General features: G+C 54.3%; 20 protein-coding genes. 10 read left to right on the forward strand and 10 right to left on the reverse strand.

Annotation, left to right across the window (positions count from 1 at the left end):
• Positions 1 to 22: 22 nt before the first annotated feature.
• Together VF709_RS20780 and yccS are read left to right on the forward strand one after the other, a co-directional pair.
• Entirely contained in the window at positions 23 to 469 is a 447-nt protein-coding gene (locus VF709_RS20780; protein ID WP_013097253.1) for a YccF domain-containing protein, read from the forward strand.
• A gap of 19 nt (positions 470 to 488) precedes the next feature.
• Positions 489 to 2,651: a YccS family putative transporter gene (gene yccS, locus VF709_RS20785; protein WP_013097254.1), complete on the forward strand. Its 2,163-nt coding sequence runs from the start codon at positions 489 to 491 to the stop codon at positions 2,649 to 2,651.
• On the opposite strand, the gene VF709_RS20790 is transcribed toward yccS, so the two are convergent.
• Positions 2,608 to 3,234, reverse strand: coding sequence for a TfoX/Sxy family DNA transformation protein (locus VF709_RS20790; protein ID WP_013097255.1), 627 nt, complete (start codon positions 3,232 to 3,234; stop codon positions 2,608 to 2,610). The two genes, yccS and VF709_RS20790, sit on opposite strands and share 44 nt — an antisense overlap.
• A gap of 217 nt (positions 3,235 to 3,451) precedes the next feature.
• Between VF709_RS20790 and sulA the strand changes: the two genes are divergently transcribed.
• Complete coding sequence (gene sulA / locus VF709_RS20795; RefSeq protein ID WP_013097256.1) at positions 3,452 to 3,961, forward strand: SOS-induced cell division inhibitor SulA; 510 nt, start codon at positions 3,452 to 3,454, stop codon at positions 3,959 to 3,961.
• A gap of 354 nt (positions 3,962 to 4,315) precedes the next feature.
• Entirely contained in the window at positions 4,316 to 5,371 is a 1,056-nt protein-coding gene (ompA, locus tag VF709_RS20800) for a porin OmpA (protein ID WP_044158562.1), read from the forward strand.
• A 63-nt stretch (positions 5,372 to 5,434) separates the two neighbouring features.
• Here the strand turns inward: ompA and matP are convergent, their stop codons facing one another.
• A complete protein-coding gene (gene matP / locus VF709_RS20805; protein WP_013097258.1) occupies positions 5,435 to 5,887 on the reverse strand; it encodes a macrodomain Ter protein MatP in 453 nt (150 codons plus the stop codon).
• Between the two features lie 186 nt (positions 5,888 to 6,073).
• Here matP and VF709_RS20810 point away from each other — a divergent pair, with 186 nt between their 5' ends.
• Both VF709_RS20810 and fabA read left to right on the forward strand, forming a co-directional pair.
• A complete protein-coding gene (locus VF709_RS20810) occupies positions 6,074 to 7,834 on the forward strand; it encodes an AAA family ATPase (protein ID WP_149896604.1) in 1,761 nt (586 codons plus the stop codon).
• A gap of 68 nt (positions 7,835 to 7,902) precedes the next feature.
• Complete coding sequence (fabA, locus tag VF709_RS20815; protein ID WP_013097260.1) at positions 7,903 to 8,421, forward strand: bifunctional 3-hydroxydecanoyl-ACP dehydratase/trans-2-decenoyl-ACP isomerase; 519 nt, start codon at positions 7,903 to 7,905, stop codon at positions 8,419 to 8,421.
• A gap of 72 nt (positions 8,422 to 8,493) precedes the next feature.
• Here fabA and rmf read toward each other — a convergent pair whose 3' ends face one another.
• The 6 genes from rmf to rlmKL all read right to left on the reverse strand — a co-directional run bounded on the left by rmf (position 8,494) and on the right by rlmKL (position 16,421).
• Positions 8,494 to 8,661, reverse strand: coding sequence for a ribosome modulation factor (rmf, locus tag VF709_RS20820; RefSeq protein ID WP_013097261.1), 168 nt, complete (start codon positions 8,659 to 8,661; stop codon positions 8,494 to 8,496).
• Positions 8,662 to 8,917: 256 nt separating this feature from the next.
• Entirely contained in the window at positions 8,918 to 9,484 is a 567-nt protein-coding gene (gene pqiC, locus VF709_RS20825) for a membrane integrity-associated transporter subunit PqiC (RefSeq protein WP_149896603.1), read from the reverse strand.
• Positions 9,481 to 11,121 (reverse strand): intermembrane transport protein PqiB, encoded by a 1,641-nt coding sequence (gene pqiB / locus VF709_RS20830; protein ID WP_440232244.1) that lies wholly within the window; start codon positions 11,119 to 11,121, stop codon positions 9,481 to 9,483. The genes pqiC and pqiB overlap by 4 nt, the downstream gene beginning before the upstream one ends.
• Positions 11,122 to 11,125: 4 nt before the next feature.
• Positions 11,126 to 12,379, reverse strand: coding sequence for a membrane integrity-associated transporter subunit PqiA (gene pqiA / locus VF709_RS20835; RefSeq protein ID WP_028027912.1), 1,254 nt, complete (start codon positions 12,377 to 12,379; stop codon positions 11,126 to 11,128).
• A 13-nt stretch (positions 12,380 to 12,392) separates the two neighbouring features.
• The gene (locus tag VF709_RS20840) at positions 12,393 to 14,300 is read right to left on the reverse strand and encodes an ABC transporter ATP-binding protein (RefSeq protein WP_029883226.1); all 1,908 of its coding nucleotides are present in this window, start codon (positions 14,298 to 14,300) and stop codon (positions 12,393 to 12,395) included.
• Between the two features lie 12 nt (positions 14,301 to 14,312).
• Entirely contained in the window at positions 14,313 to 16,421 is a 2,109-nt protein-coding gene (gene rlmKL / locus VF709_RS20845) for a bifunctional 23S rRNA (guanine(2069)-N(7))-methyltransferase RlmK/23S rRNA (guanine(2445)-N(2))-methyltransferase RlmL (RefSeq protein ID WP_045902768.1), read from the reverse strand.
• 100 nt (positions 16,422 to 16,521) lie between these two features.
• On the opposite strand from rlmKL, the gene VF709_RS20850 reads away from it, so the two are divergent.
• Positions 16,522 to 17,631 (forward strand): YcbX family protein, encoded by a 1,110-nt coding sequence (locus tag VF709_RS20850; protein ID WP_149896601.1) that lies wholly within the window; start codon positions 16,522 to 16,524, stop codon positions 17,629 to 17,631.
• Here the strand turns inward: VF709_RS20850 and zapC are convergent.
• Both zapC and pyrD read right to left on the reverse strand, forming a co-directional pair.
• The gene (gene zapC / locus VF709_RS20855; protein WP_020689696.1) at positions 17,628 to 18,170 is read right to left on the reverse strand and encodes a cell division protein ZapC; all 543 of its coding nucleotides are present in this window, start codon (positions 18,168 to 18,170) and stop codon (positions 17,628 to 17,630) included. The genes VF709_RS20850 and zapC overlap by 4 nt on opposite strands.
• A 165-nt stretch (positions 18,171 to 18,335) precedes the next feature.
• The gene (gene pyrD, locus VF709_RS20860) at positions 18,336 to 19,346 is read right to left on the reverse strand and encodes a quinone-dependent dihydroorotate dehydrogenase (protein WP_013097269.1); all 1,011 of its coding nucleotides are present in this window, start codon (positions 19,344 to 19,346) and stop codon (positions 18,336 to 18,338) included.
• Between the two features lie 249 nt (positions 19,347 to 19,595).
• On the opposite strand from pyrD, the gene ssuE reads away from it, so the two are divergent.
• From ssuE to ssuD, 3 genes are read left to right on the forward strand one after another with little or no spacing between them, the layout of a single operon-like run.
• Positions 19,596 to 20,171: an NADPH-dependent FMN reductase gene (ssuE, locus tag VF709_RS20865; protein ID WP_023619892.1), complete on the forward strand. Its 576-nt coding sequence runs from the start codon at positions 19,596 to 19,598 to the stop codon at positions 20,169 to 20,171.
• Positions 20,164 to 21,126 (forward strand): sulfonate ABC transporter substrate-binding protein, encoded by a 963-nt coding sequence (locus VF709_RS20870; RefSeq protein ID WP_149896599.1) that lies wholly within the window; start codon positions 20,164 to 20,166, stop codon positions 21,124 to 21,126. The genes ssuE and VF709_RS20870 overlap by 8 nt, the downstream gene beginning before the upstream one ends.
• Positions 21,123 to 22,268 carry an FMNH2-dependent alkanesulfonate monooxygenase gene (gene ssuD / locus VF709_RS20875; protein WP_149896598.1) on the forward strand — a complete coding sequence of 382 codons (1,146 nt, stop codon included), beginning with the start codon at positions 21,123 to 21,125 and terminating at the stop codon, positions 22,266 to 22,268. Before VF709_RS20870 ends, ssuD begins: the two co-directional genes overlap by 4 nt.
• Positions 22,269 to 22,277 lie beyond the last annotated feature (9 nt).

Genomic DNA, 22,277 nt, shown 5'->3' on the forward strand with positions numbered 1-22,277 from the left:
TATCGAAAGGAAGTGAGGGTTTATGCGTACCGTTCTGAATGTGTTGAATTTTGTGCTGGGCGGTTTTGCCACCACCCTTTCCTGGCTTTTTGCCACCCTGGTGAGCATCGTCCTGATTTTTACGCTTCCCCTGACCCGCTCCTGCTGGGAAATCACCAAACTCTCCTTTATCCCTTACGGGAATGAAGCGGTTCACGTTGACGAACTGAACCCGGAGAATAAAAGCGCGCTGATGAACACGGGCGGAACCGTGCTGAACATTCTGTGGCTGATTTTCTTCGGCTGGTGGCTGTGCGTAATGCATATTTTTGCCGGTATTGCGCAGTGCATCACAATCATTGGTATTCCGGTGGGGATCGCGAACTTTAAGATCGCCGCCATCGCTCTGTGGCCTGTCGGGCGCAGGGTAGTTCCGGTCGAAGTGGCCCAGGCGGCGCGTGAAGCGAATGCACGTCGTCGTTTTCAGTGATTAAGGACTGGCCGCGTCTATGCTAAGCCCACTGCTTCGCCGTTACACCTGGAACAGCTCCTGGCTCTATAACGTCAGGATTTTTATCGCACTTTGCGGCACGGTTGCGCTGCCGTGGTGGCTGAACGATGTCAAGCTCACCATTCCGCTCACGCTGGGGGTGGTTGCGGGAGCGCTGGCGGATCTCGACGATCGCCTTGCCGGGCGTCTGCGCAACCTGGTCATCACCCTTATCTGTTTTTTTATTGCCTCCGCGTCCGTGGAGTTGCTGTTCCCGTGGCCATGGCTGTTTGCATTAGGCCTTACGCTTTCCACCAGCGGGTTTATTTTGCTGGGTGGGCTGGGGCAGCGCTATGCCACCATCGCGTTTGGCGCCCTGCTGATTGCCATCTACACCATGCTGGGGGTGTCGCTTTACGACCAATGGTATCAGCAGCCTGTACTGCTGTTGCTGGGGGCCATCTGGTATAACCTGCTGACGTTAACCGGCCATCTGATCTTCCCGGTTCGCCCTCTGCAGGATAACCTTGCCCGCAGTTACGAGCAGTTGGCCCACTATCTTGAGCTCAAATCCCGGCTGTTTGACCCGGATATTGAAGAGGAGAGCCAGGCTCCGCTCTACGATCTGGCTCTGGCGAACGGCCAGCTTGTCGCCACGCTTAACCAGACAAAAGCGTCGCTGCTTACCCGGCTTCGCGGCGACCGTGGCCAGCGAGGGACGCGCAGAACGCTGCACTATTACTTTGCCGCTCAGGATATTCATGAACGCGCCAGCTCGTCTCATGTTCAGTATGCGGCCCTGCGCGAGAAGTTTCGCTACAGCGACGTTATGTTCCGCTTCCAGCGTCTGCTTTCCATGCAGTCCCAAGCGTGCCAGCAGCTGGCGCGCTCCATTCTGCTGCGCACGCCTTATCAACACGATCCACGCTTTGAACGCGTGTTCAGCCATCTTGATGCGGCAATTGACCGCGTGCGAGCCAGCGGAACGTCGCCGGAGCACATCAAAGCGTTGGGATTTTTGCTCAATAACCTGCGGGCGATTGATGCTCAGCTGGCAACGATTGAGTCTGAACAGGCCATGGCGCTACCGGGCAATGAGGCGGACAGTCAGCTCGCGGATGACAGCGTGCACAGTTTTAGCGATATGTGGCTCCGGTTAAGCCGAAACTTTACGCCGGAATCTGCCCTGTTTCGCCATGCGGTACGCATGTCGCTGGTGCTGTGCGTGGGTTACGCCTTTATTCAGATAACCGGTTTACATCACGGGTACTGGATCCTGCTGACCAGCCTGTTCGTCTGCCAGCCGAACTATAACGCTACCCGACACCGCCTGGCGCTGCGTATTATCGGCACGCTGGTGGGGGTCGCAATCGGGCTACCGGTGCTCTATTTTGTGCCCTCGGTGGAAGGCCAGCTGATCCTGATCGTGATCACCGGGGTGCTGTTCTTCGCCTTTCGTAATGTGCAGTACGCCCACGCGACGATGTTCATCACTCTGCTGGTGCTACTCTGCTTTAATCTGCTGGGCGAAGGGTTTGAAGTTGCCCTGCCCCGCGTGATCGATACGCTGCTCGGCTGTGCTATCGCCTGGGCGGCAGTGAGTTTTATCTGGCCCGACTGGCGTTTTCGTAATTTGCCGCGCGTCCTGGACAGGGCGATGAATGCCAACTGCCGCTATCTGGATGCCATTCTTGAACAGTACCACCAGGGACGCGATAACCGTCTGGCTTACCGCATTGCCCGACGTGATGCGCATAACAGCGATGCTGAACTGGCTTCCGTAGTCTCGAATATGTCAACGGAGCCGCGCGCCACGGCAGAAATTCGTGAAACGGCTTTCCGCCTGCTGTGCCTGAACCATACCTTCACCAGCTATATCTCAACGCTCGGTGCCCACCGCGAAAAACTGACAAACCCGGGCATCCTTGCCTTGCTGGATGATGCTGTCTGCTATGTCGATGATGCGCTACATCACCGCCCAGCCGATCAACCGCGTGTCCAGCAGGCGCTGGATGAACTGGCTCAACGGATTGCGCATCTTGACCCAGGAAACGACAGCAAAGCGCCGCTGGTTCTCCAGCAGATTGGTCTGCTTATCGCTCTGCTGCCAGAAATTTGCCGACTGCAACAGCAAATCGCTACCTGGAGGAGCGATTCTCCTGTGGCTCAGGCAGCGCATTAAACCACTCCGTCAGCTCCCGGCGAATTTCCGCCGGGAGTGCCGCTTCATGCAGGCCCTCAATCGCCCCTTCCAGGGCAAACAGTACTTTGATACTGAGCGCTTTATTTTTTGCCCGCAGCTTTAGCCAGCTCGTTCTGGCTCCCAGCGACCGGAGGGTATCTTCGTTGGTAATCCCGGCTTCACAGAGCAGGACTTCCAGCTGAAAAGTCAGGTTGGGCAGATCCTTAAGCCGGTTTCGCTGGTAGCGCTGGATGCGCTCTTTACGCGCGGCATTAAGCGCGTAAGAGGAAAGCTGAAGCAGCCGCTCCCTGTCCTGCCAGAGACCGTCATCCACACGATAATAGTTGAGAAGGATCGGCCGGCCACGTTTCATTAAGGTCAAAAAGGAGGATCCGTTTTTTACACAGTACTTCGCACTTTCCTCACAGGCGCGAAGGTAAAGCTCACCGTCTGACACCATGGCAAACACCGCCTCATCGACGGCCAGGGTATAGCCACCAAAAAGCGCACGATGATGAATTTCTCCTAATGGAGAGAGGTATTCCTGGGATTTATAAATCCGTTCATAAGATATCTTTTTCATGATATTTCCATTAAAAATCAGATATTAACGACGACATTTCTTACTAACGGATCCGTTAACAGGAAAATAGGCAACTTATTGCCGATGAGCAAGATGATTTTTTCAGGTTCGCCAGGAATGAATGAATTTTGCGAGTCGCTTTCCGAAATTGAGGTTGATCTTTATGCATACAGGGGTTACTGTATATTCATACAGTAACTACAGGGCTGGAATGATTATGTACACTTCAGGCTATGCAAATCGCTCAACATCTTTCTCTTCTACCGCTGGCGATGTCGCACAGAACGCCGTCGGGCGTGTTTCGACAGGGCTTATCAGTGAAGTGGTTTATCGTGAAGACCAGCCCCTGTTGACCCAACTTCTGTTACTGCCGCTCTTGCAGCAGCTTGGTCAGCAATCGCGCTGGCAGCTCTGGCTGACGCCGCAGCAGAAACTGAGCCGGGAATGGGTTCAGTCTGCAGGCCTGCCGCTGACGAAGGTCATGCAAATTAACCAACTCTCTCCTTGCGATACGGTTGAGTCGATGATCCGGGCATTACGTACAGGGAATTACAGTGTGGTGATTGGATGGTTATCAGACGAATTGACGGAGCAGGAACATTTTCGCCTCACCGAAGCGGCAGAAGAAGGCAATGCGATCGGCTTTATCATGCGCCCGGTTCGCCAGGATTCTTACCGCAGAGGACAACTTTCTGGGCTAAAAATTCACTCAAATTTGTATCACTGAGCAAATTTAAGAGTTTTCCTGGAATTTTTTTCGACCTTAAGATGCGCTTTTAGTTCCATCGTCCAAAACGGCGGCAAGGCTTGTCTGGTGCGGTTCTTCTTAATTTTATTGCACAAATTTCGTTCAGAAATTGTTAAATAATCGGTATACGGAACTTTTTTTTTCATATGCCTGACGGACTTCACACTTGTAAGTTTTCAGCTACGTTGTAGACTTTACATCGCCAGGGGTGCTCGGCCTAAGCCGAAGATATCGGTAGATTTATATTTGACCACGCCCCCCGGTGAAGGATTTAACCGTGATTCTCGATTGAGATTTTCATGGCGAATTTTGGATGATAACGAGGCGCAAAAAATGAAAAAGACAGCTATCGCGATTGCAGTGGCACTGGCTGGCTTCGCTACCGTAGCGCAGGCCGCTCCGAAAGATAATACCTGGTATGCAGGTGGTAAACTGGGCTGGTCTCAGTTCCATGACACCGGCTGGTACAACAGCGCAAACAACAATGATGGCCCGACTCACGAGAGCCAGCTTGGTGCAGGTGCGTTCGGTGGCTATCAGGTTAACCCGTATGTTGGCTTTGAAATGGGTTACGACTGGTTAGGTCGTATGCCTTACAAAGGCAACGAAACCAATGGCGCTTTCAAAGCTCAGGGCGTTCAGTTGACTGCTAAACTGGGTTACCCAGTAACTGACGATCTGGACGTGTACACCCGTCTGGGCGGCATGGTTTGGCGCGCTGACTCCAGCAACAGCAACGCTGGCGACGACCACGACACTGGTGTTTCCCCAGTATTCGCTGGTGGCGTTGAGTGGGCTATGACCCGTGACATCGCTACCCGTCTGGAATACCAGTGGGTTAACAACATCGGTGACGGTGCTACCGTTGGTGTTCGTCCAGACAACGGCATGCTGAGCGTAGGTGTTTCCTACCGCTTCGGCCAGCAGGAAGATGCAGCACCAGTTGTTGCTCCAGCGCCGGCTCCAGCTCCAGAAGTACAGACCAAGCACTTCACTCTGAAGTCTGACGTTCTGTTCAACTTCAACAAAGCGACCCTGAAACCAGAAGGTCAGCAGGCACTGGATCAGCTGTACACCCAGCTGAGCAACCTGGATCCTAAAGACGGTTCTGTAGTGGTTCTGGGCTTCACCGACCGCATCGGTTCTGACGCTTACAACCAGAAACTGTCTGAGAAACGTGCTCAGTCTGTTGTTGATTACCTGATCTCTAAAGGTATCCCAGCTAACAAGATCTCCCCACGTGGTATGGGCGAATCTAACCCAGTTACTGGCAACACCTGTGACAACGTTAAAGCTCGCGCTGCTCTGATCGACTGCCTGGCACCAGATCGTCGCGTAGAGATCGAAGTTAAAGGCGTTAAAGACGTTGTAACTCAGCCAGCGGCTTAAGTTATCGTCTTATAAAAAAACCCCGCGATGCGGGGTTTTTTATTATCTGAAGAAACTCAAAAGTTATTTTTTACCCAGCAGCGCCTGAAGATCGTTCTTCAGCGTAGACATCTGGTTGGCGTATTTCTCTTTATGCTCGGCATCTTCAATCAACTGCACCACCGTTTCTGACAACGTTTTTCCCCGCCGTTGCGCAAGCCCTGCAAGACGCTGCCAGACCATGAATTCGAGGTCGATGGATTTTTTACGGGTGTGCTGATGCTCAGCATTAAAATGCCGTTTGCGTCGTGCGCGGATAGTTTGCTTCATCCGGTTCAACAGTGCCGGATTGATATGTTTCTCAATCCAGCCATTCACCTGTACCGGTTCATTTTCGAGGGTCAGCAAAATATCCACGGCCTCTTGTGCGGCGCTGGCTTCGATGTAGCAGGTAATCAGCTCCCCTTCTCGGTGCTTCTTGACCAGGTACTTCCATTTCCAGCCGCTTTCGAGATTTTCCAGTTGTTGATATTTCATTGCGATCTCAGTGTTACCACGTAACTCTGTTCAGAATATCAGTTTTTTAGCAATCTGCTGAAAAGAAATCATATCCTGTGAAGCATTGCAGGCGATTCGCTTCCCGAAAACCCCAATCCTGCTTGGGAAGAGCCCCCCGCTTACGGTATACTCCACGGTTTTACATCTGACTAAAAAACATCAACTTTGACCATTACGAAACTTGCATGGCGTGACCTTGTTCCGGATACCGAAAGCTATCAGGAATTGTTTGCACAGCCAGACCTCGCACAAGAACACGAATTCATACTTAGCGATACACAACCGCGTTTGCATTACGCACTGGAGCAGGTGTTAAGCCCGTGGGCGACATCTCCCTTCATGCTGCTCAAAGCCCCGGAAGAAGCCGAGTATTTAACGCTTCTGGGTGATGCCATGCGCCAGTTGCAGCCGGAAGCCAATGCTATTTACGGCGGCCAGTATCGTATTTCAGGACATGATGTCTCTTTCGAACCCGCAGAACAGGCTGATGGCCGTTTTGCGGTAAAGGGCGAAGTGGTATCCGCTAACTGGGCCGAGGCCGAACAACTCTTTGGTTGCCTTCGCCAGTTCAACGGTGAGTTATCGCTGCAACCGGGCCTGGTGCATCGCGCCAATGGCGGCGTACTGATCATTTCCCTGCGTACCCTGCTCTCCCAGCCGCTGCTATGGATGCGCCTGAAAACGATTGTGAGCCAGCAACGATTTGACTGGGTGGGCTATGACGAGTCTCGTCCTCTGCCGGTCTCTGTCCCTTCCATGCCGCTGTCGTTGACCGTGGTGCTGACGGGTGACCGTGAATCGCTGGCTGATTTCCAGGAAATGGAGCCGGAGCTGGCTGCACAGGCAGTGTACAGCGAGTACGAAGACAATATTCAGATTGCTGATGCCGATGACATGGCGCAGTGGTGTCAGTGGGTGATGGCCGTTGCTGCCCGCTTTGCCCTGCCGACGCCTGCGGCTGACGCCTGGCCAGGACTTATCCGCGAAGCGGTTCGCTATACCGGTGACCAGGAGACGCTGCCGCTGTGTCCGCTCTGGATCAGCAAACAGCTGCGTGAAGTGGGTGCGATCAGTGGGAATAGCGCATTTACCGGTGAGCAACTTTCCCAGATGCTGGCCCAAAGAGAGTGGCGGGAAGGCTATCTGGCCGATCGTATGCAGGATGAAATTCTGCTGGAGCAAATTCTGGTCGAGACCGAAGGCGAGCGCATCGGACAGATCAATGCCCTGTCGGTGATTGAATTTCCCGGGCATCCGCGTGCGTTTGGCGAGCCTTCACGCATCAGTTGCGTCGTCCATATTGGCGATGGCGAGTTTACCGACATCGAACGGAAAGCCGAGCTGGGTGGAAACATCCACGCCAAAGGCATGATGATCATGCAGGCGTTCCTGATGTCAGAGCTGCAGCTTGAGCAACAAATCCCCTTCTCTGCCTCGCTGACGTTTGAGCAATCCTACAGCGAAGTGGATGGTGATAGCGCCTCTATGGCCGAGCTGTGTGCCTTAATCAGCGCCCTGGCGGAAGTCCCGATCAATCAGAACATCGCCATTACCGGTTCGGTCGATCAATTTGGTCGTGCCCAGCCAGTGGGGGGCCTGAATGAAAAGATTGAGGGCTTCTTCTCTATTTGTCAGCAACGCGGGTTAAACGGCAAACAGGGTGTGATTATTCCAGCCCACAACGCACGCCATTTAAGCCTCAGCCAGGCACTGCTGGATGCGGTAGAGCAGGGACAATTCTCCCTCTGGGCCATCGAAGGCGTCGAGGATGCACTACCCTTACTGACAAACCTGGTATGGGACGGCGAGGGACAAACGACCCTGATGCAGACCATCCAGGAGCGCATTGCTCAGGCGACCCAGCAAGATGCTCGTCATCGTTATCCGTGGCCGTTACGCTGGTTAGGTTGGTTTAGTTCAAACTGATCGGACTTGTTCAGCGTACACGTGTTAGCTATCCTGCGTCCTTCACTAAAATAAGGCTTACTGAGAACATGGTAGATAAACGCGAATCCTATACAAAAGAAGATCTTCTTGCCTCTGGTCGCGGTGAACTGTTTGGCGCGAAAGGCCCACAGTTACCGGCCCCGAACATGCTGATGATGGACCGTGTCGTGAAAATGACCGAAACCGGCGGCAACTTCGATAAGGGTTACGTAGAAGCAGAACTCGATATCAATCCGGACCTGTGGTTCTTCGGTTGCCACTTTATTGGCGATCCGGTAATGCCTGGCTGCCTGGGCCTGGATGCGATGTGGCAGCTGGTTGGCTTCTACCTGGGCTGGCTGGGCGGCGAAGGTAAAGGCCGTGCGCTGGGCGTGGGTGAAGTGAAATTCACAGGTCAGGTTCTGCCATCTGCGAAGAAAGTGACCTATCGTATTCACTTCAAACGCATTGTTAACCGCCGCCTGATTATGGGCCTGGCGGATGGCGAAGTGCTGGTAGACGGCCGTCTGATCTATACCGCGAACGACCTGAAAGTGGGCCTGTTCCAGGATACATCTGCTTTCTAAACGCTGCTTTACGCGGCTTCAGAAAGGCGAAACCTCCGCATTGCGGAGGTTTCTGTTTTTAAAGAGACGTTATCAGGCTATGAGTGCCCTGTCGCCGATGGCTTCTCGCCAGCCTCCCAGCCATTGTGACCTTTGATTAATCGTCTGATAAGGACACATTTCTTTAGATCGTCCAGCGATGCCGGCCTGATAACCACGTTGATGAGCCCGTTCCAGGCGATCTCGTTTCTGTCTCTTCATGCCTCGTTTCCCTCATTCTTTTGTCTGGTGGAAAGAAAACAGTGACTGCACAATGCGTGCAGGCACAGATAACGAATACCCCGAATTAGTCGTAGCGTCAACGTTCAAAATTCATACGGATGTCATATTTGTGAGCTAGCCAGAAGATCATTTGTACAAAAATTGTGACCCGGGACAAGTAACGGTCTGACGTAAAACCGAAAAAAAAACCGCAATCAGTGGCACACCGATTGCGGTTTTTGATGATGAATTTTACTTATGGCAGCCGGGAGATTTCTCTCGCGATGTTGGCCGATTCCTGTGCCCACCCCTGGGCAAGCACTTTCACCATTTCATCATAGCCATCTTTTTGCTGCTTGAGCTCCAGATGGAACGGACGCTTAATTAGCTGTCCCTGATGGTTAAGCAGCCATTCTCCGCTGATGACAACGGCACCGTCATAACGACCATGGAAGCCCGTTACCGTCACGTTCAGCGTGTCCTGGTCGCTTCCAAGAGGCTGGGAGGCGACAACCCAGCCCGCAAGCTGGCTGCTGAGATTCGCCACCAGCGTATTGCGTAACTGTTGATCCAGCGGGCTGGCCCACAGGTTATTATTCGCAATCACATACTGCACATCGCTGGTCTGGTAAACCACCCCGTTGCCGGCCAGATAATCTGGCACAGCCACTTGCTCAACCCACAGCAGACGGTTGCCCTGCGAGGCGGTGCTCTGTGTACCCGCCTGCGTCATCAGCGGCAGCTGATAGTAGCTTTTCGTTTCACTCCCTGAGCTACAGGCCGTGAGCACCATCGCACCTACAATCGCTAGCCATTTTTTCATTGTTTCGCCCTCTTCGGCTCAGGATCCTTTTTATCTTTTGCTTCAAACACCAGCGCGTTGCTCTTCTCATTGAGCGTTTTCAGTACGGGCTGTAGTTCGCGCAAGACCTGATCAAGACGCTGCATATCAGCCACCATCTTGTTGTAGGCCGCCGAACCAGGCTGGAAGCCCTGCATGCTACGATTCAGTTCACGCAGCGTTTTCTGCATATCCTGCGGCAACTGCTGCATGCTCTGGCTTGCCGTGAGCTTATTGATGTTATCCAGCGTGGTTTGCAGACGCTGCATTGTCTCCTGGCTCTGATGCAACGAACCTGTCGCCGCTTCAATCATCGGATTCAGTGGCAGATTGTTGATTTTGTCCAGCGTTTCCATCAGACGCTGCTGGATTTGAGCCAGACCGCTGCTCACCGTTGGAATGATCTTGTAGCCGCCAAATTCACGGATACCGGTAATCGGCGGAGCTTTTGGATAGAAATCCATATCCACATACAGCGCACCGGTCACCAGGTTGCCGGTCTTCAGCGAGCCGCGCAAGCCACGGTTCATCAAATCAGTAATATGCGCGCCGATATCCTGATTCTCACCAATCTGGTTAACCAGGCGCTCTGGCTCAATGCGGATCAGCACCGGAATACGATAGCCATCATCAAGTACTTGCTGAAGTCCCGGCACAAAGAACGGCACCTGTCCCACCGTACCCAGACGAATACCGCGGAACTCAACGGGCGCACCCGGTTGCAGGCCGCGGACGGAATCTTTAAAGAACATCAGGTAATCAATATGATCGGTATAGAGCGCGTCCTGAATGCTTCTTTGATCGTCAAAGAGCCTGAAGGCCGTTTTCTCGGCCACCGGCTGCCCCAGATCCAGCCCTTCCGGCACGTCAAAGCTGACGCCGCCGCCAAACAGGGTGGTCAGCGACCCCATTTCAACGCGCATACCTGCTGAGGTGAGATCGACCGCGATCCCGCTGTCTTTCCAGAAGCGTACGTTGCTGGTCACCAGACGATCGTTTGGCGCATTGATGAACAGCTGATAGCTGATGGTCCTTTTTTGCGGATCAAAGGTGCTGGTCTCGACCGAGCCAACACGATAGCCGCGGAACAACACCGGGTCGCCAGGTGAGAGCTGGCCCGCTTTTTTACTGTCGAGAATCACGCGGATCCCTTTTGCATCAGGCGGGGCTAGCGGTGGAGAGTCTAAAAGCTGATACTGGGCTGGCTGCGCCCCTTTTGCCCCCGGCTGTAGCTCAATATACGCGCCCGAGAGCAGCGTGCCTAAACCACTGATCCCTTCCCGTCCGACCTGCGGTTTAACCACCCAAAAAACGGAGTCACCGTGAAGCAGCTTTTCCATCCCGGCATTTAACCGCGCTTTAATTTCTACATGCGTTAAATCATCCGTCAGGGTGGCGCTTTCAACCACCCCTACATCCACGCTGCGGCTTTTGATGGTCGTTTTACCGCCCTCAATCCCCTCGGCATTGGTGGTGATGAGCGTCACTTCCGGTCCCTGATGGCTGTAATGATAAAACAGGATCCATGCACCGATCAGCGCCGTCACGATGGGAAAAATCCACACCGGTGACCAGTTTTTGACCTTCTGCACTTTCGCCTCTCCACTCTTATTTTCCATGCTCTTACTCTTCCTCATGGCTTGATTCAGGCTCACGATCCCACGATAAACGAGGATCGAAGGTCATGGCCGCAAACATGGTCATAATCACGACCAGCGCAAACATTAAAGCCCCCATCGCAGGATAAATACTCATCAAACCGCCCATCCGCACCAGTGCAGAGAGAACGGCAATGACAAACACGTCAATCATTGACCAGCGTCCAACAAACTCGACAACTTCATAAATGAGGTGCATGCGTTCGCTATCGCGTTTGCCGTGCCCTTTCGCATCCCAGCAGAGCCAGGCAATCGCGATCATTTTTAAGGTAGGCACCATAATACTGGCGATAAAAATCACCCCAGCCACCGGATAAGATCCCTCGCCCCACAGCAATATCACCCCGGCGAGGATCGTCGAGGGCATTTTGTCACCGAGCAAATCGGTGATCATGATCGGCAGAATATTCGCGGGAAGATACAGCATCACAGAGGTCACCAGCAGCGCCATGGTCCACTGCAGGCTATTTTTGCGTCGCACATGGCCTTTGGTTTCACAGCGTGGGCAGACGTCCAGATCCGCGGGCAGCACGGCAGTACAGCAGGAGCAAGAGCGCAGTCCCTGGCGGATCCCCGGCACGCCAACCTTCACCGTCTGGGCAAGTGTGGGAGCCGGAGCGATATCATCCCATGCCCAACGCCGGTCAACGCACTGGAATGCGCGCAGCTGCAGCACACAATAGAGACACCACGGGATAAAGCTGCTGCCAATCCCCACGTCACCGTAGGCCATCAGCTTTACGAAGCTGACCAGAATACCCGCCAGAAAAATCTCGGCCATCCCCCAGCTTTTAAGCTGAAACAGGACTCGCGCCAGTTTGATTTTCAGGGCTGCGGGCATTTTTACGCGGTTGACCAGCAAAAGGATGACAACCAGACAAAAAGCCGGAACGATCTGCACAAACAGAAGGAAGAAGGTGCCGAGGCTGGCGTAATCTTCCGAGAACATCACCCCCGGAATTTCAAGCAGATCAACCTGGCTTGTCATCCCTCCCACCTTCATATAGATGAAGGGGAAGAGATTAGAGAGCAGCAACATGAACAACGCGGCCAGCGCATACGCCGTGGGACGCTGTCTTGGCGCGTCCCATTCGGTTGTCAACGTTGTGCCGCAACGCGGGCACAGGGCCTTATGTCCGTGACCAAGCTCTGGCAACGCCACGAGCATATCGCATTGCGAGCATAATATATGCCTGTCGGCATGGTGCTGGTCACACATATGTTATCCCTGTTTATGCGCCGTTTTTCAGAGACTCAAGGTACTCCCAGCGCTCAAATGCTTCTTCCAGAGCTTTTTCAGCTGCGGACAATTCGGCCAGGACTTTTTGAGTATAGTCGTGCGATTGGGTGAAGAAGGATGCATCGGCAACCTGCGCTTGCAGCGCCTCCAGCGCGGCCTCCAGCTCCTCAAGACGCTGAGGCAAACCCTCCAGTTCGCGCTGCAGGTTATAGCTTAGTTTAGCCGAGGTTTTCTTGACAGTTTCTGCTTTTGTTACAACAGGTTCAGTCGTTGTTTTAGACTTCGCCTGTTTTTGCGCCAGCGACTGTGCCTGCTGCCCTTTCGCGTCGTGGTAGCCACCCACATATTGACCAATCCGCCCTTCGCCTTCGAAGATCCAGCATTCGGTCACGGTGTTGTCAACGAACTGACGGTCGTGGCTCACCAGCATCACGGTGCCCTGATAACCATCGATCAGCTCTTCCAGCAGTTCGAGCGTTTCGACATCGAGGTCGTTGGTTGGTTCATCGAGAATCAACAGGTTGCTTGGTTTCAGGAATAACCGCGCCAGCAGAAGACGGTTTCGCTCACCGCCAGACAGCGCACGCACTGGGGTCATCGCCCGTTTAGGGTGGAACAGGAAGTCCTGGAGATAGCCCAGCACATGGCGCGGCTTACCGTTTACCATGACCTCTTGCTTACCTTCAGCAAGGTTATCCATCACCGTTCTGTCCGGATCCAGCTCCGCGCGGTGCTGGTCAAAATAGGCCACTTCCAGTTTGGTACCGCAGTGAATTCGGCCGCTATCCGCCTGCAACTGGCCCAGCATCAGCTTCAGCAGCGTGGTTTTACCACAGCCATTTGGGCCAATCAGGGCGATTTTATCCCCGCGCTGGACCTGGGCGGAGAAGTCTTTCACCAGCACTTTCCCGTCAACCTGATAGTTAACGTTTTCCATCTCGAAGACGATCTTGCCGGAACGGGAGGCCTCTTCTACCTGCATTTTGGCGCTGCCCATCACTTCGCGACGTTCGCTGCGTTCACGACGCATCGCTTTCAGGGCACGAACGCGGCCTTCGTTGCGGGTACGGCGGGCTTTGATACCCTGACGGATCCACACCTCTTCCTGTGCCAGTTTGCGGTCGAATTCGGCGTTTTGCAGCTCTTCCACGCGCAGGTTTTCTTCTTTTTCCAGCAGATAAGTATCGTAATCGCCGGGATAGGTGACCAGCTTGCCACGATCGAGATCGACAATGCGCGTCGCCATATTGCGAATGAAGGAACGGTCGTGGGAGATGAAGATAATGGTACCGCTGAAAGTTTTCAGGAACCCTTCAAGCCAGTCGATCGCTTCAATGTCCAGGTGGTTGGTTGGTTCATCCAGCAGCAGCACCTTCGGCCCGCTGACCAGCGCGCGGCCCAGTGCCGCCTTACGCAACCAGCCGCCAGATAGCGCAGACAGCTGCATATCCGGCTCCAGGCCCAGCTGAGCCAGCACCTCGTTAATACGGTTCTCCAGCTGCCACAGGCCGTGGTGATCGAGCATCTCCTGGACTTTCGCCAGTTCGTTAAGATTTTTGTCGCTCGGGTCGGTCATCACCAGATGAGAAATCTCGTGATAGCGCTTCAGGTATTCAGCCTGCTCCGAAATCCCTTCCGCTACGAAATCGTACACGCTGCCGGTGACATGACGCGGCGGATCCTGCTGCAGGCGGGAGACAATCAGATCCTGCTCGTAAACAATACGCCCGTCATCCAGACCCTGCTCGCGGTTGAGGATTTTCATCAGCGTGGATTTACCCGCGCCGTTACGGCCCACCAGACAGACGCGTTCGTTGTCTTCGATGTGCAGTTCAGCATTGTCGAGAAGCGGTGAGTCGCTGAAGGAGAGCCACGCACCGTGCATACTAATTAAAGACATTTATTTTTCCTTTCAGGCCGCGGTGATAAGCCAGCAGTTATGGATCTGACGATTACGGGCAAAGTCCTGAGACAGCGTTTTTTGGCTGATTTCTTGTGCTTTCAGTCCCAGAGCGGCCAGGCCGTCGTGATCCATGCGGAAACCGCGTTTGTTATTCGAGAACATAATCGTGCCGCCTTTACGCAGGAGGCGCTTCAGGTCGGTCATCAGGCGCAGGTGATCGCGTTGTACATCAAAGCTATCCTCCATACGCTTGGAGTTGGAGAACGTTGGCGGATCGATGAAGATCAGATCGAACTGTTCATCGGTGTCACGCAGCCAGCCCAGGACATCGGCCTGCATCAGACGATGCTGGCGTCCGGTCAGGCCATTGAGACGCAGGTTGCGCTCCGCCCACTCCAGATAGGTGCGCGACATATCCACCGTAGTGGTGCTGCGCGCGCCGCCCAGGCCCGCATGCACGCTGGCGCTACCGGTGTAGGAAAACAGGTTAAGGAAGTCCTTACCTTTGCTCATCTGGCCCAGCATACGACGGGCAATGCGGTGGTCGAGGAACAGCCCGGTATCGAGGTAATCCGTCAGGTTAACCCACAGGCGAGCGTTGTATTCACCCACTTCAATAAAGTCGCCCTTCTCACCCATCTTCTGATACTGGTTTTTCCCTTTCTGACGCTCGCGGGTTTTCAGCACCAGTTTGTTTGGCGCGATGCCAAGCACGGCAATCGTCGCTGCGATCACGTCCAGCATGCGCTGGCGCGCTTTTTGCGCATCAATGGTTTTTGGTGGAGCATATTCCTGAATCACCACCCAGTCTGCATAGCGGTCAACCGCCACGTTGTACTCCGGCAGATCGGCGTCATACAGGCGATAGCATTCAATGCCTTCCTGTTTGGCCCATTTTTCAAATTTCTTCAGGTTCTTGCGCAGACGGTTAGCGTAATCTTCCGCCACACCGGACGGTTTGCTGTCCGCCGCTTTCTCTGCCAGATGGTAGTTTTTCTGCACACAGTCCAGCGGGCCATTCTTCGCCTTAAACTGGCGATCGGCGCGCAGCTGCAGACAGCTCAGCAGTTCTGGTGAAGCGCTAAACAGGGAAAGATTCCAGCCGCCAAAGTAGTCTTTCATATTGCGGCCCAGCAGGCTGTGCAGGGCAATTAGCGCCGGTTCGCTATCCAGACGCTCGCCGTATGGCGGGTTGCTGATAACGGTACCGTAGGGGCCTTTCGGCAGCGGGTTGGTCAGGTTCGCGACATCTTTCACTTCAAAGGTCACCAGCTCACCGATACCTGCGCGACGGGCATTGCTGCGCGCGCGTTCAATGACGCGCGGGTCGCTGTCCGATCCATAGAAATGGGAGGTGTACTCCGCCAGGCCTTTACGCGCACGGGCCTGCGCTTCGGCTTTGACCTCTTTCCAGAGTGCTTCATCGTGCTGCGCCCAGCCGCTAAAGCCCCAGTGGCCGCGATGCAGGCCGGGAGCGCGGTCGGTGGCCAGCATCGCGGCTTCAATCAGCAGCGTACCGGAACCACACATTGGGTCGAGCAGCGGCGTGCCCGGCAGCCAGCCGGAGCGCATCACGATGGCGGCAGCCAGCGTTTCTTTGATGGGCGCCATACCGGTGCGATCGCGGTAACCACGCAGATGCAGACCTGCCCCGCTCAGATCCAGAGAGATGCTGGCGGTATCGCCATTGAGCCAGACGTTAATGCGCAGATCCGGGTTTTCACGATCGACGTTTGGTCGTTCTTTGTTTTTACGGGTAAAGCAGTCCACGATGGCATCTTTCACACGCAGCGCGCCGTACTGGCTGTTGCGGATCTCATCGTTTACACCGTTAAAATGCACCGCGAAGGTCGCGTCTGGCGTGAAGATCTCTGTCCAGTCGATCATCTGTACGCCGGTATAGAGATCAAGATCGCTGTAGACCTTGCACTCTTTCATCGGCAGCATGATGCGCGACGCCAGGCGGCTCCACATCAGGCTCTGGTAAATAAGCCGTGTGTCGCCCTCAAAATGGACACCACCCTGAACCACCTGGCACTCTTGCGCGCCCAGGGCTTCCAGTTCAGTTTTTAACAGCTCTTCCAGCCCACGGGCCGTACTGGCAAACAGAGAATTCATATCGTCACTTTTACTCTAAGAAAATTGTCGCGCATTATAGCTAATATGACGTGTATGTCATAAAGTTGAAGGCTTATTTTCATTCGAGGGACTGTGCACAGTGGCGACGTTATCCAGGCTTTTTATTCATCCGGTGAAATCCATGCGCGGTATCGGCGTTTCTCACGCCCTGGCTGACATCAGTGGATTTGCCTTCGATCGTATTTTTATGGTCACCGAGCCTGACGGTACGTTCATTACCGCACGCCAGTTCCCGCAGATGGTGCGCTTTACGCCTTCGCCGCTGCATGACGGCCTGCACCTCACCGCCCCGGATGGCTCAAGCGTGGTGATTCGCTTTGCTGATTTTGCGCCTGTCGATGCGCCAACGGAAGTGTGGGGCAATCATTTTACCGCTCGCATCGCTCCGGACGAAATTAACCGCTGGCTGAGCGGCTTCTTCTCCCGCGAGGTACAGCTGCGCTGGGTCGGTCCGGCGCTGACGCGACGCGTCAAGCGCCACGACGCGGTTCCCCTCTCGTTTGCCGATGGTTTCCCGTTCCTGTTAACCAGCGAAGCCTCGCTACGTGACCTGCAGCGTCGCTGTAAGGCCAGCGTGCAGATGGAGCAATTTCGCCCGAATCTGGTGGTGACCGGTACGGAAGCCTGGGGGGAAGATACCTGGAAAGTCATCCGCATCGGCAGCGTCATTTTTGATGTCGTGAAGCCGTGCAGCCGCTGCATTTTCACCACCGTAAGTCCGGAGAAAGGCCTGAAGCATCCTTCCGGCGAACCGCTGAAAACCCTGCAATCATTCCGTACCGCGCAGGATAATGGCGACGTGGATTTCGGCCAGAATCTTATTCCGCGTTCAAGCGGAGTGATCCGCGTGGGTGACGAGGTGGAAATTCTCACCCGTGGGCCTGCGCGCGTGTACGGTGCGGGTCAGGAAGAAGAAACGGTAGAGGTTGAGACGCAAGCCAGTTCGGCAGTGGATATTCACTGGCAGGGCCGCGTTATACGGGGTAACAATCAGCAGGTGATACTTGAGCAGCTGGAGCAAGCCGGGATCCGTATCCCGTATTCCTGTCGGGCGGGTATCTGTGGTTGCTGTCGAATCAAGCTGGTCGGGGGCGATGTCAGTGCGCTGAAGAAATCCGCAATCGGTGATGACGGGACGATCCTGTGCTGCAGCTGTATTCCAAAAACGTCGATACAGCTGGAAGCTTAAACCGCCTGTTCCAGGCTGAATGAATCCACGCGCAGCTGCGGTTTCAGCCTGTCATTCATGACCTTAATGGCATCCCCGAGCTGCATCGTCCGCCCGGCAATGGTCACGCCGGGCTGGGCCAGCAGACAAAGCGCGGCATTTTCGCCAGGTTCCACCACCAGTAAACTCACCTCTTCTGCGGTATCGCTCAGATTGACGCTGGCCGCATCGCCCGTGGACGGCGTCCAGTTCATATCATGCGGCAGAAAATGCCAGCTTTTCGGCATTTGCGGTTTCAGAAAACGAATCGCCACCAGCGCGTTTAATATCAGTTCGGCACGCTGTTCTTTTGAGAGCAGCAGGTCACGGCATTTCTCTTCAAAGGAGAAATAAAGCGCAGCATCGTCTACACAAAAGCCAGACGGGGAGAAAGCGTCCGGGGTTAACATTCGACGCGCAAAACGAGAACGGAACAACATGCCATTGGCTAAATCGAGCATCATTCGATCATGCTCTTCACAAAAATACCAGCGCCAGTTATCGTCAGGTTTAATTCGCATGTGTCTCTCCCGTACCCAAACGTCCTGTACTAAAAATGTCCCATTCGCCGCTTCGTTTATAACACCATTAATAAAAGACTATAATGTCTAAATAAGCAACAGTGACGGAATATAAAACAACCAGGGCTGGAAATAAAGCCCTGGTTGTCTGATTAAGAGAAAAGATTAGATATGAGTAACGATTTCTTTTATGAGCGGCGGGCCTTTAAAAATAAAGCCGGAATAGATTTGCACCAGTGAGGCGCCCGCAGCCATCTTCTCGCGCGCAGCAATCACCGAATCGATACCACCGACACCGATTATTGGCAGGCGACCTTTTAATTCGGCGGAGAGCGCCCGAATAATTTCCGTACTTTTTAATTGTACCGGACGTCCACTTAACCCACCCGCTTCGTCACAGTTTTTCATTCCCTGGACGAGGGAGCGATCGAGCGTCGTATTGGTCGCAATCACACCATCAATATTATGGCGAACTAAGCTGTCGGCAACCTGGATCAATTCTTCAGCAGAAAGATCCGGTGCGATCTTAACCGCCACCGGAACATATTTATGATGGATCGCCTGCAGCTCATTTTGTTTATTTTTAATGGCGCTGAGAAGATCGTCCAGCGCTTCACCATATTGCAGAGAACGTAGCCCCGGGGTATTCGGCGATGAAATATTCACGGCGATATAACCGGCATAGGCGTAGACTTTTTCCATACAAATCAGGTAGTCATCTTTACCCTGCTCAACCGGCGTGTCTTTATTTTTGCCAATATTGATGCCTAATACACCATCAAAATGGGCTTTTTTAACGTTTTCTACGAGATGATCCACGCCGAGGTTATTAAAGCCCATGCGGTTGATCAGCCCCTCGGCTTCGACCAGGCGGAACAAACGCGGCTTATCATTACCCGGCTGTGGACGCGGCGTGACGGTACCGATTTCGATGGAACCAAAGCCCATCGCGCCCAGGGCATCAATGCACTCGCCATTTTTATCCAGACCTGCCGCCAGACCCAGCGGGTTTTTAAAGGTCAGACCCATGCACTGCACAGGTTTTTCCGGCACGTTCTGACGCACCAGCGCAGCCAGCGGCGTTCCCGTAATACGGCGTAATTGCTGGAATGTAAATTCATGAGCGCGCTCAGGGTCGAGCTGGAAAAGGGCTTTACGAACGAAGGGGTAGTACATGAACTCTCCTGGATTCCCGGTGTGCAAACCGGGAGGGGATTATGTGCGATCCTGCCCGGAAAGGGAATTGACCTGCGGCAAAAAAATCAGCGTAAAACGCAAACGTTTACTTCCCCGTACACTTCTTATGCGCTTTTTCGCATTTTAATTGCGGATAAATCATTTAGTGGAATAACCACGCAGTGTCACACTCCTGAAAATTGTTATGAATGTTAGATAAAAGCAAACAATTAGTTATAAGGAACACACATGCGCGTCATCACCCTGGCCGGAAGTCCACGTTTCCCTTCTCGTTCCAGCGCCCTGCTGGAATATGCCCGCGAAAGGCTTAATGCTCTGGATGTGGAAGTGTGCCACTGGAATCTGCACAACTTTGAACCTGAGGATCTGCTCTACGCGCGCTTTGACAGTCCGGCATTGAAAACCCTGATTGAACAGCTAAAAAGTGCTGACGGGCTTATCGTCGCAACCCCGATTTATAAAGCCTCATTTTCCGGCGCACTGAAAACCTTGCTCGATCTGCTGCCTGAACGTGCGCTTGATGGAAAAGTGGTGTTGCCGCTGGCTACGGGCGGCACGGTCGCCCATTTACTGGCCGTGGATTACGCCCTGAAGCCGGTACTGAACGCGTTGAAGGCGCAGGAGATCCTGCACGGCGTTTTTGCCGATGACTCGCAGGTTATCGATTACCAGCACAAACCGCATTTCACCCCGAATCTGCAAACCCGGCTCGACACTGCGCTGGAGACATTCTGGCATGCCCTGCACCGTCGCGATATTCAGGCACCTGCGTTTGGACAGCCACAAGGAGTCGCTCATGTTTAAAACACTTACCCGTATCAGCCTGGCTGGTCTGCTCACACTCTCGTCCCTGACCCATGCAGCAGAGACGGCACCTGACAGTTTGCGCATTGGTTACCAGAAAGGCAGCGTCAGTATGGTGCTGGCAAAAAGCCACCAGCTTCTGGAAAAACGCTTCCCACAGACCAAATTCTCCTGGGTGGAGTTTCCTGCCGGGCCACAAATGCTGGAGGCGCTGAATGTTGGAAGCATCGATTTAGGCAGTACTGGCGATATTCCACCGATCTTTGCACAGGCGGCCGGGGCCGATCTGGTCTACGTTGGCGTTGAGCCACCGAAACCCAAAGCCGAGGTGATTCTGGTGCCGGAAAATAGCGCCATTAAAAATGTCGCCGAACTTAAAGGTCACAAAGTCGCATTCCAGAAAGGTTCCAGCTCGCACAACCTGCTACTCCGCGCTCTGCAGGAGGCCGGGCTAAAGTTCACCGATATTCAGCCCGTCTATCTCACCCCGGCTGATGCCCGCGCCGCCTTCCAGCAAGGCAATGTCGACGCGTGGGCTATCTGGGATCCTTACTACTCCGCGGCATTACTTCAGGGCGGCGTACGGGTATTGAAAGATGGCACAACCCTGAAACAGACCGGTTCGTTCTACCTTGCAGCCCGTCCGTATGCAGAGAAAAACGGTGCCTTTGTTCAGGAAGTCCTGAATACCTTTACCGAGGCCGATACCCTGACGCAAAGCCAGCGCCCGGAGAGCATCACCCTGCTGGCGAAAACCATGGCCTTACCGGAGGTGGTGATCGCGAGCTACCTCAACCACCGTCCACCCACCACCATTATCCCGGTGGACGCACATGTCGCAGCCCTGCAACAACAGACTGCCGACCTCTTTTATCAAAACCGCTTAGTCCCAAAACAGGTGAACATTCGCGAACGCATCTGGCAACCCGCAGCCAAAGAAGGAGCCAAATCATGAGTCTGAATCTTTTCTGGTTTTTACCCACCCACGGTGATGGACACTATCTTGGTACCGAAGAGGGGTCGCGCCCGGTTGACCACGGCTATCTGCAGCAGATTGCGCAGGCGGCAGACCGAATCGGTTTCACCGGCGTGCTGATCCCCACCGGACGCTCGTGCGAAGACGCCTGGCTGGTCGCCGCGTCGATGATCCCGGTCACCCAGCGCCTGAAATTCCTGGTGGCATTGCGTCCGAGCGTGGTTTCCCCGACCGTTGCCGCACGTCAGGCGGCAACGCTCGACAGGCTCTCCAACGGACGCGCGCTGTTTAACCTGGTCACCGGCAGCGATCCGCAGGAACTGGCCGGTGACGGCATGTTCCTCGATCATACGGAACGCTATGAGGCCTCCGCCGAGTTTACCCGCGTCTGGCGACGTCTGCTTGAGGGGGAAACGGTCACCTTTGATGGCAAGCATATTCATGTTCGCGACGCGAAACTCTACTTTCCTCCGGTACAGCAGCCGCGTCCACCACTCTACTTCGGCGGATCGTCGGATGTGGCACAGGATCTGGCGGCAGAACAGGTCGATCTCTATCTGACCTGGGGGGAGCCGCCTGAACTGGTGAAAGAGAAAATTGCCCAGGTGCAGGCCAAAGCCGCCGCCCATGGCCGCAAGGTGCGCTTTGGCATTCGCCTGCACGTGATTGTGCGTGAAACCAACGAAGAGGCCTGGCAGGCCGCTGACCGGCTGATCTCGCATCTGGACGATGAGACCATCGCCAAAGCGCAGGCGGCGTTTGCGAAAACCGACTCCGTTGGACAGCACCGGATGGCTTCGTTACATAACGGCAAACGCGAGAATCTGGAGATCAGCCCCAATCTCTGGGCAGGTGTCGGCCTGGTACGCGGTGGTGCAGGTACTGCGCTGGTGGGTGACGGCCCGACCGTCGCGGCGCGTATCAACGAATATGCCGAGCTGGGTATCGACAGCTTTATCCTCTCGGGCTATCCGCATCTTGAGGAGGCATACAAAGTGGGTGAACTGCTGTTCCCGCATCTGGATGTCGCTATCCCGGACATTCCGCAGCCCCGCCAGCTGCAGCTTCAGGGCGAAGCCGTGGCCAACGAGTTTATTCCGCGTAAAGTCGCGCAAAGCTAAGGAGTGGCT

This window comes from Enterobacter sp. Lyrl_3, from assembly GCF_051948675.1.
In the GTDB taxonomy this organism is placed as follows: domain Bacteria; phylum Pseudomonadota; class Gammaproteobacteria; order Enterobacterales; family Enterobacteriaceae; genus Enterobacter; species Enterobacter cloacae.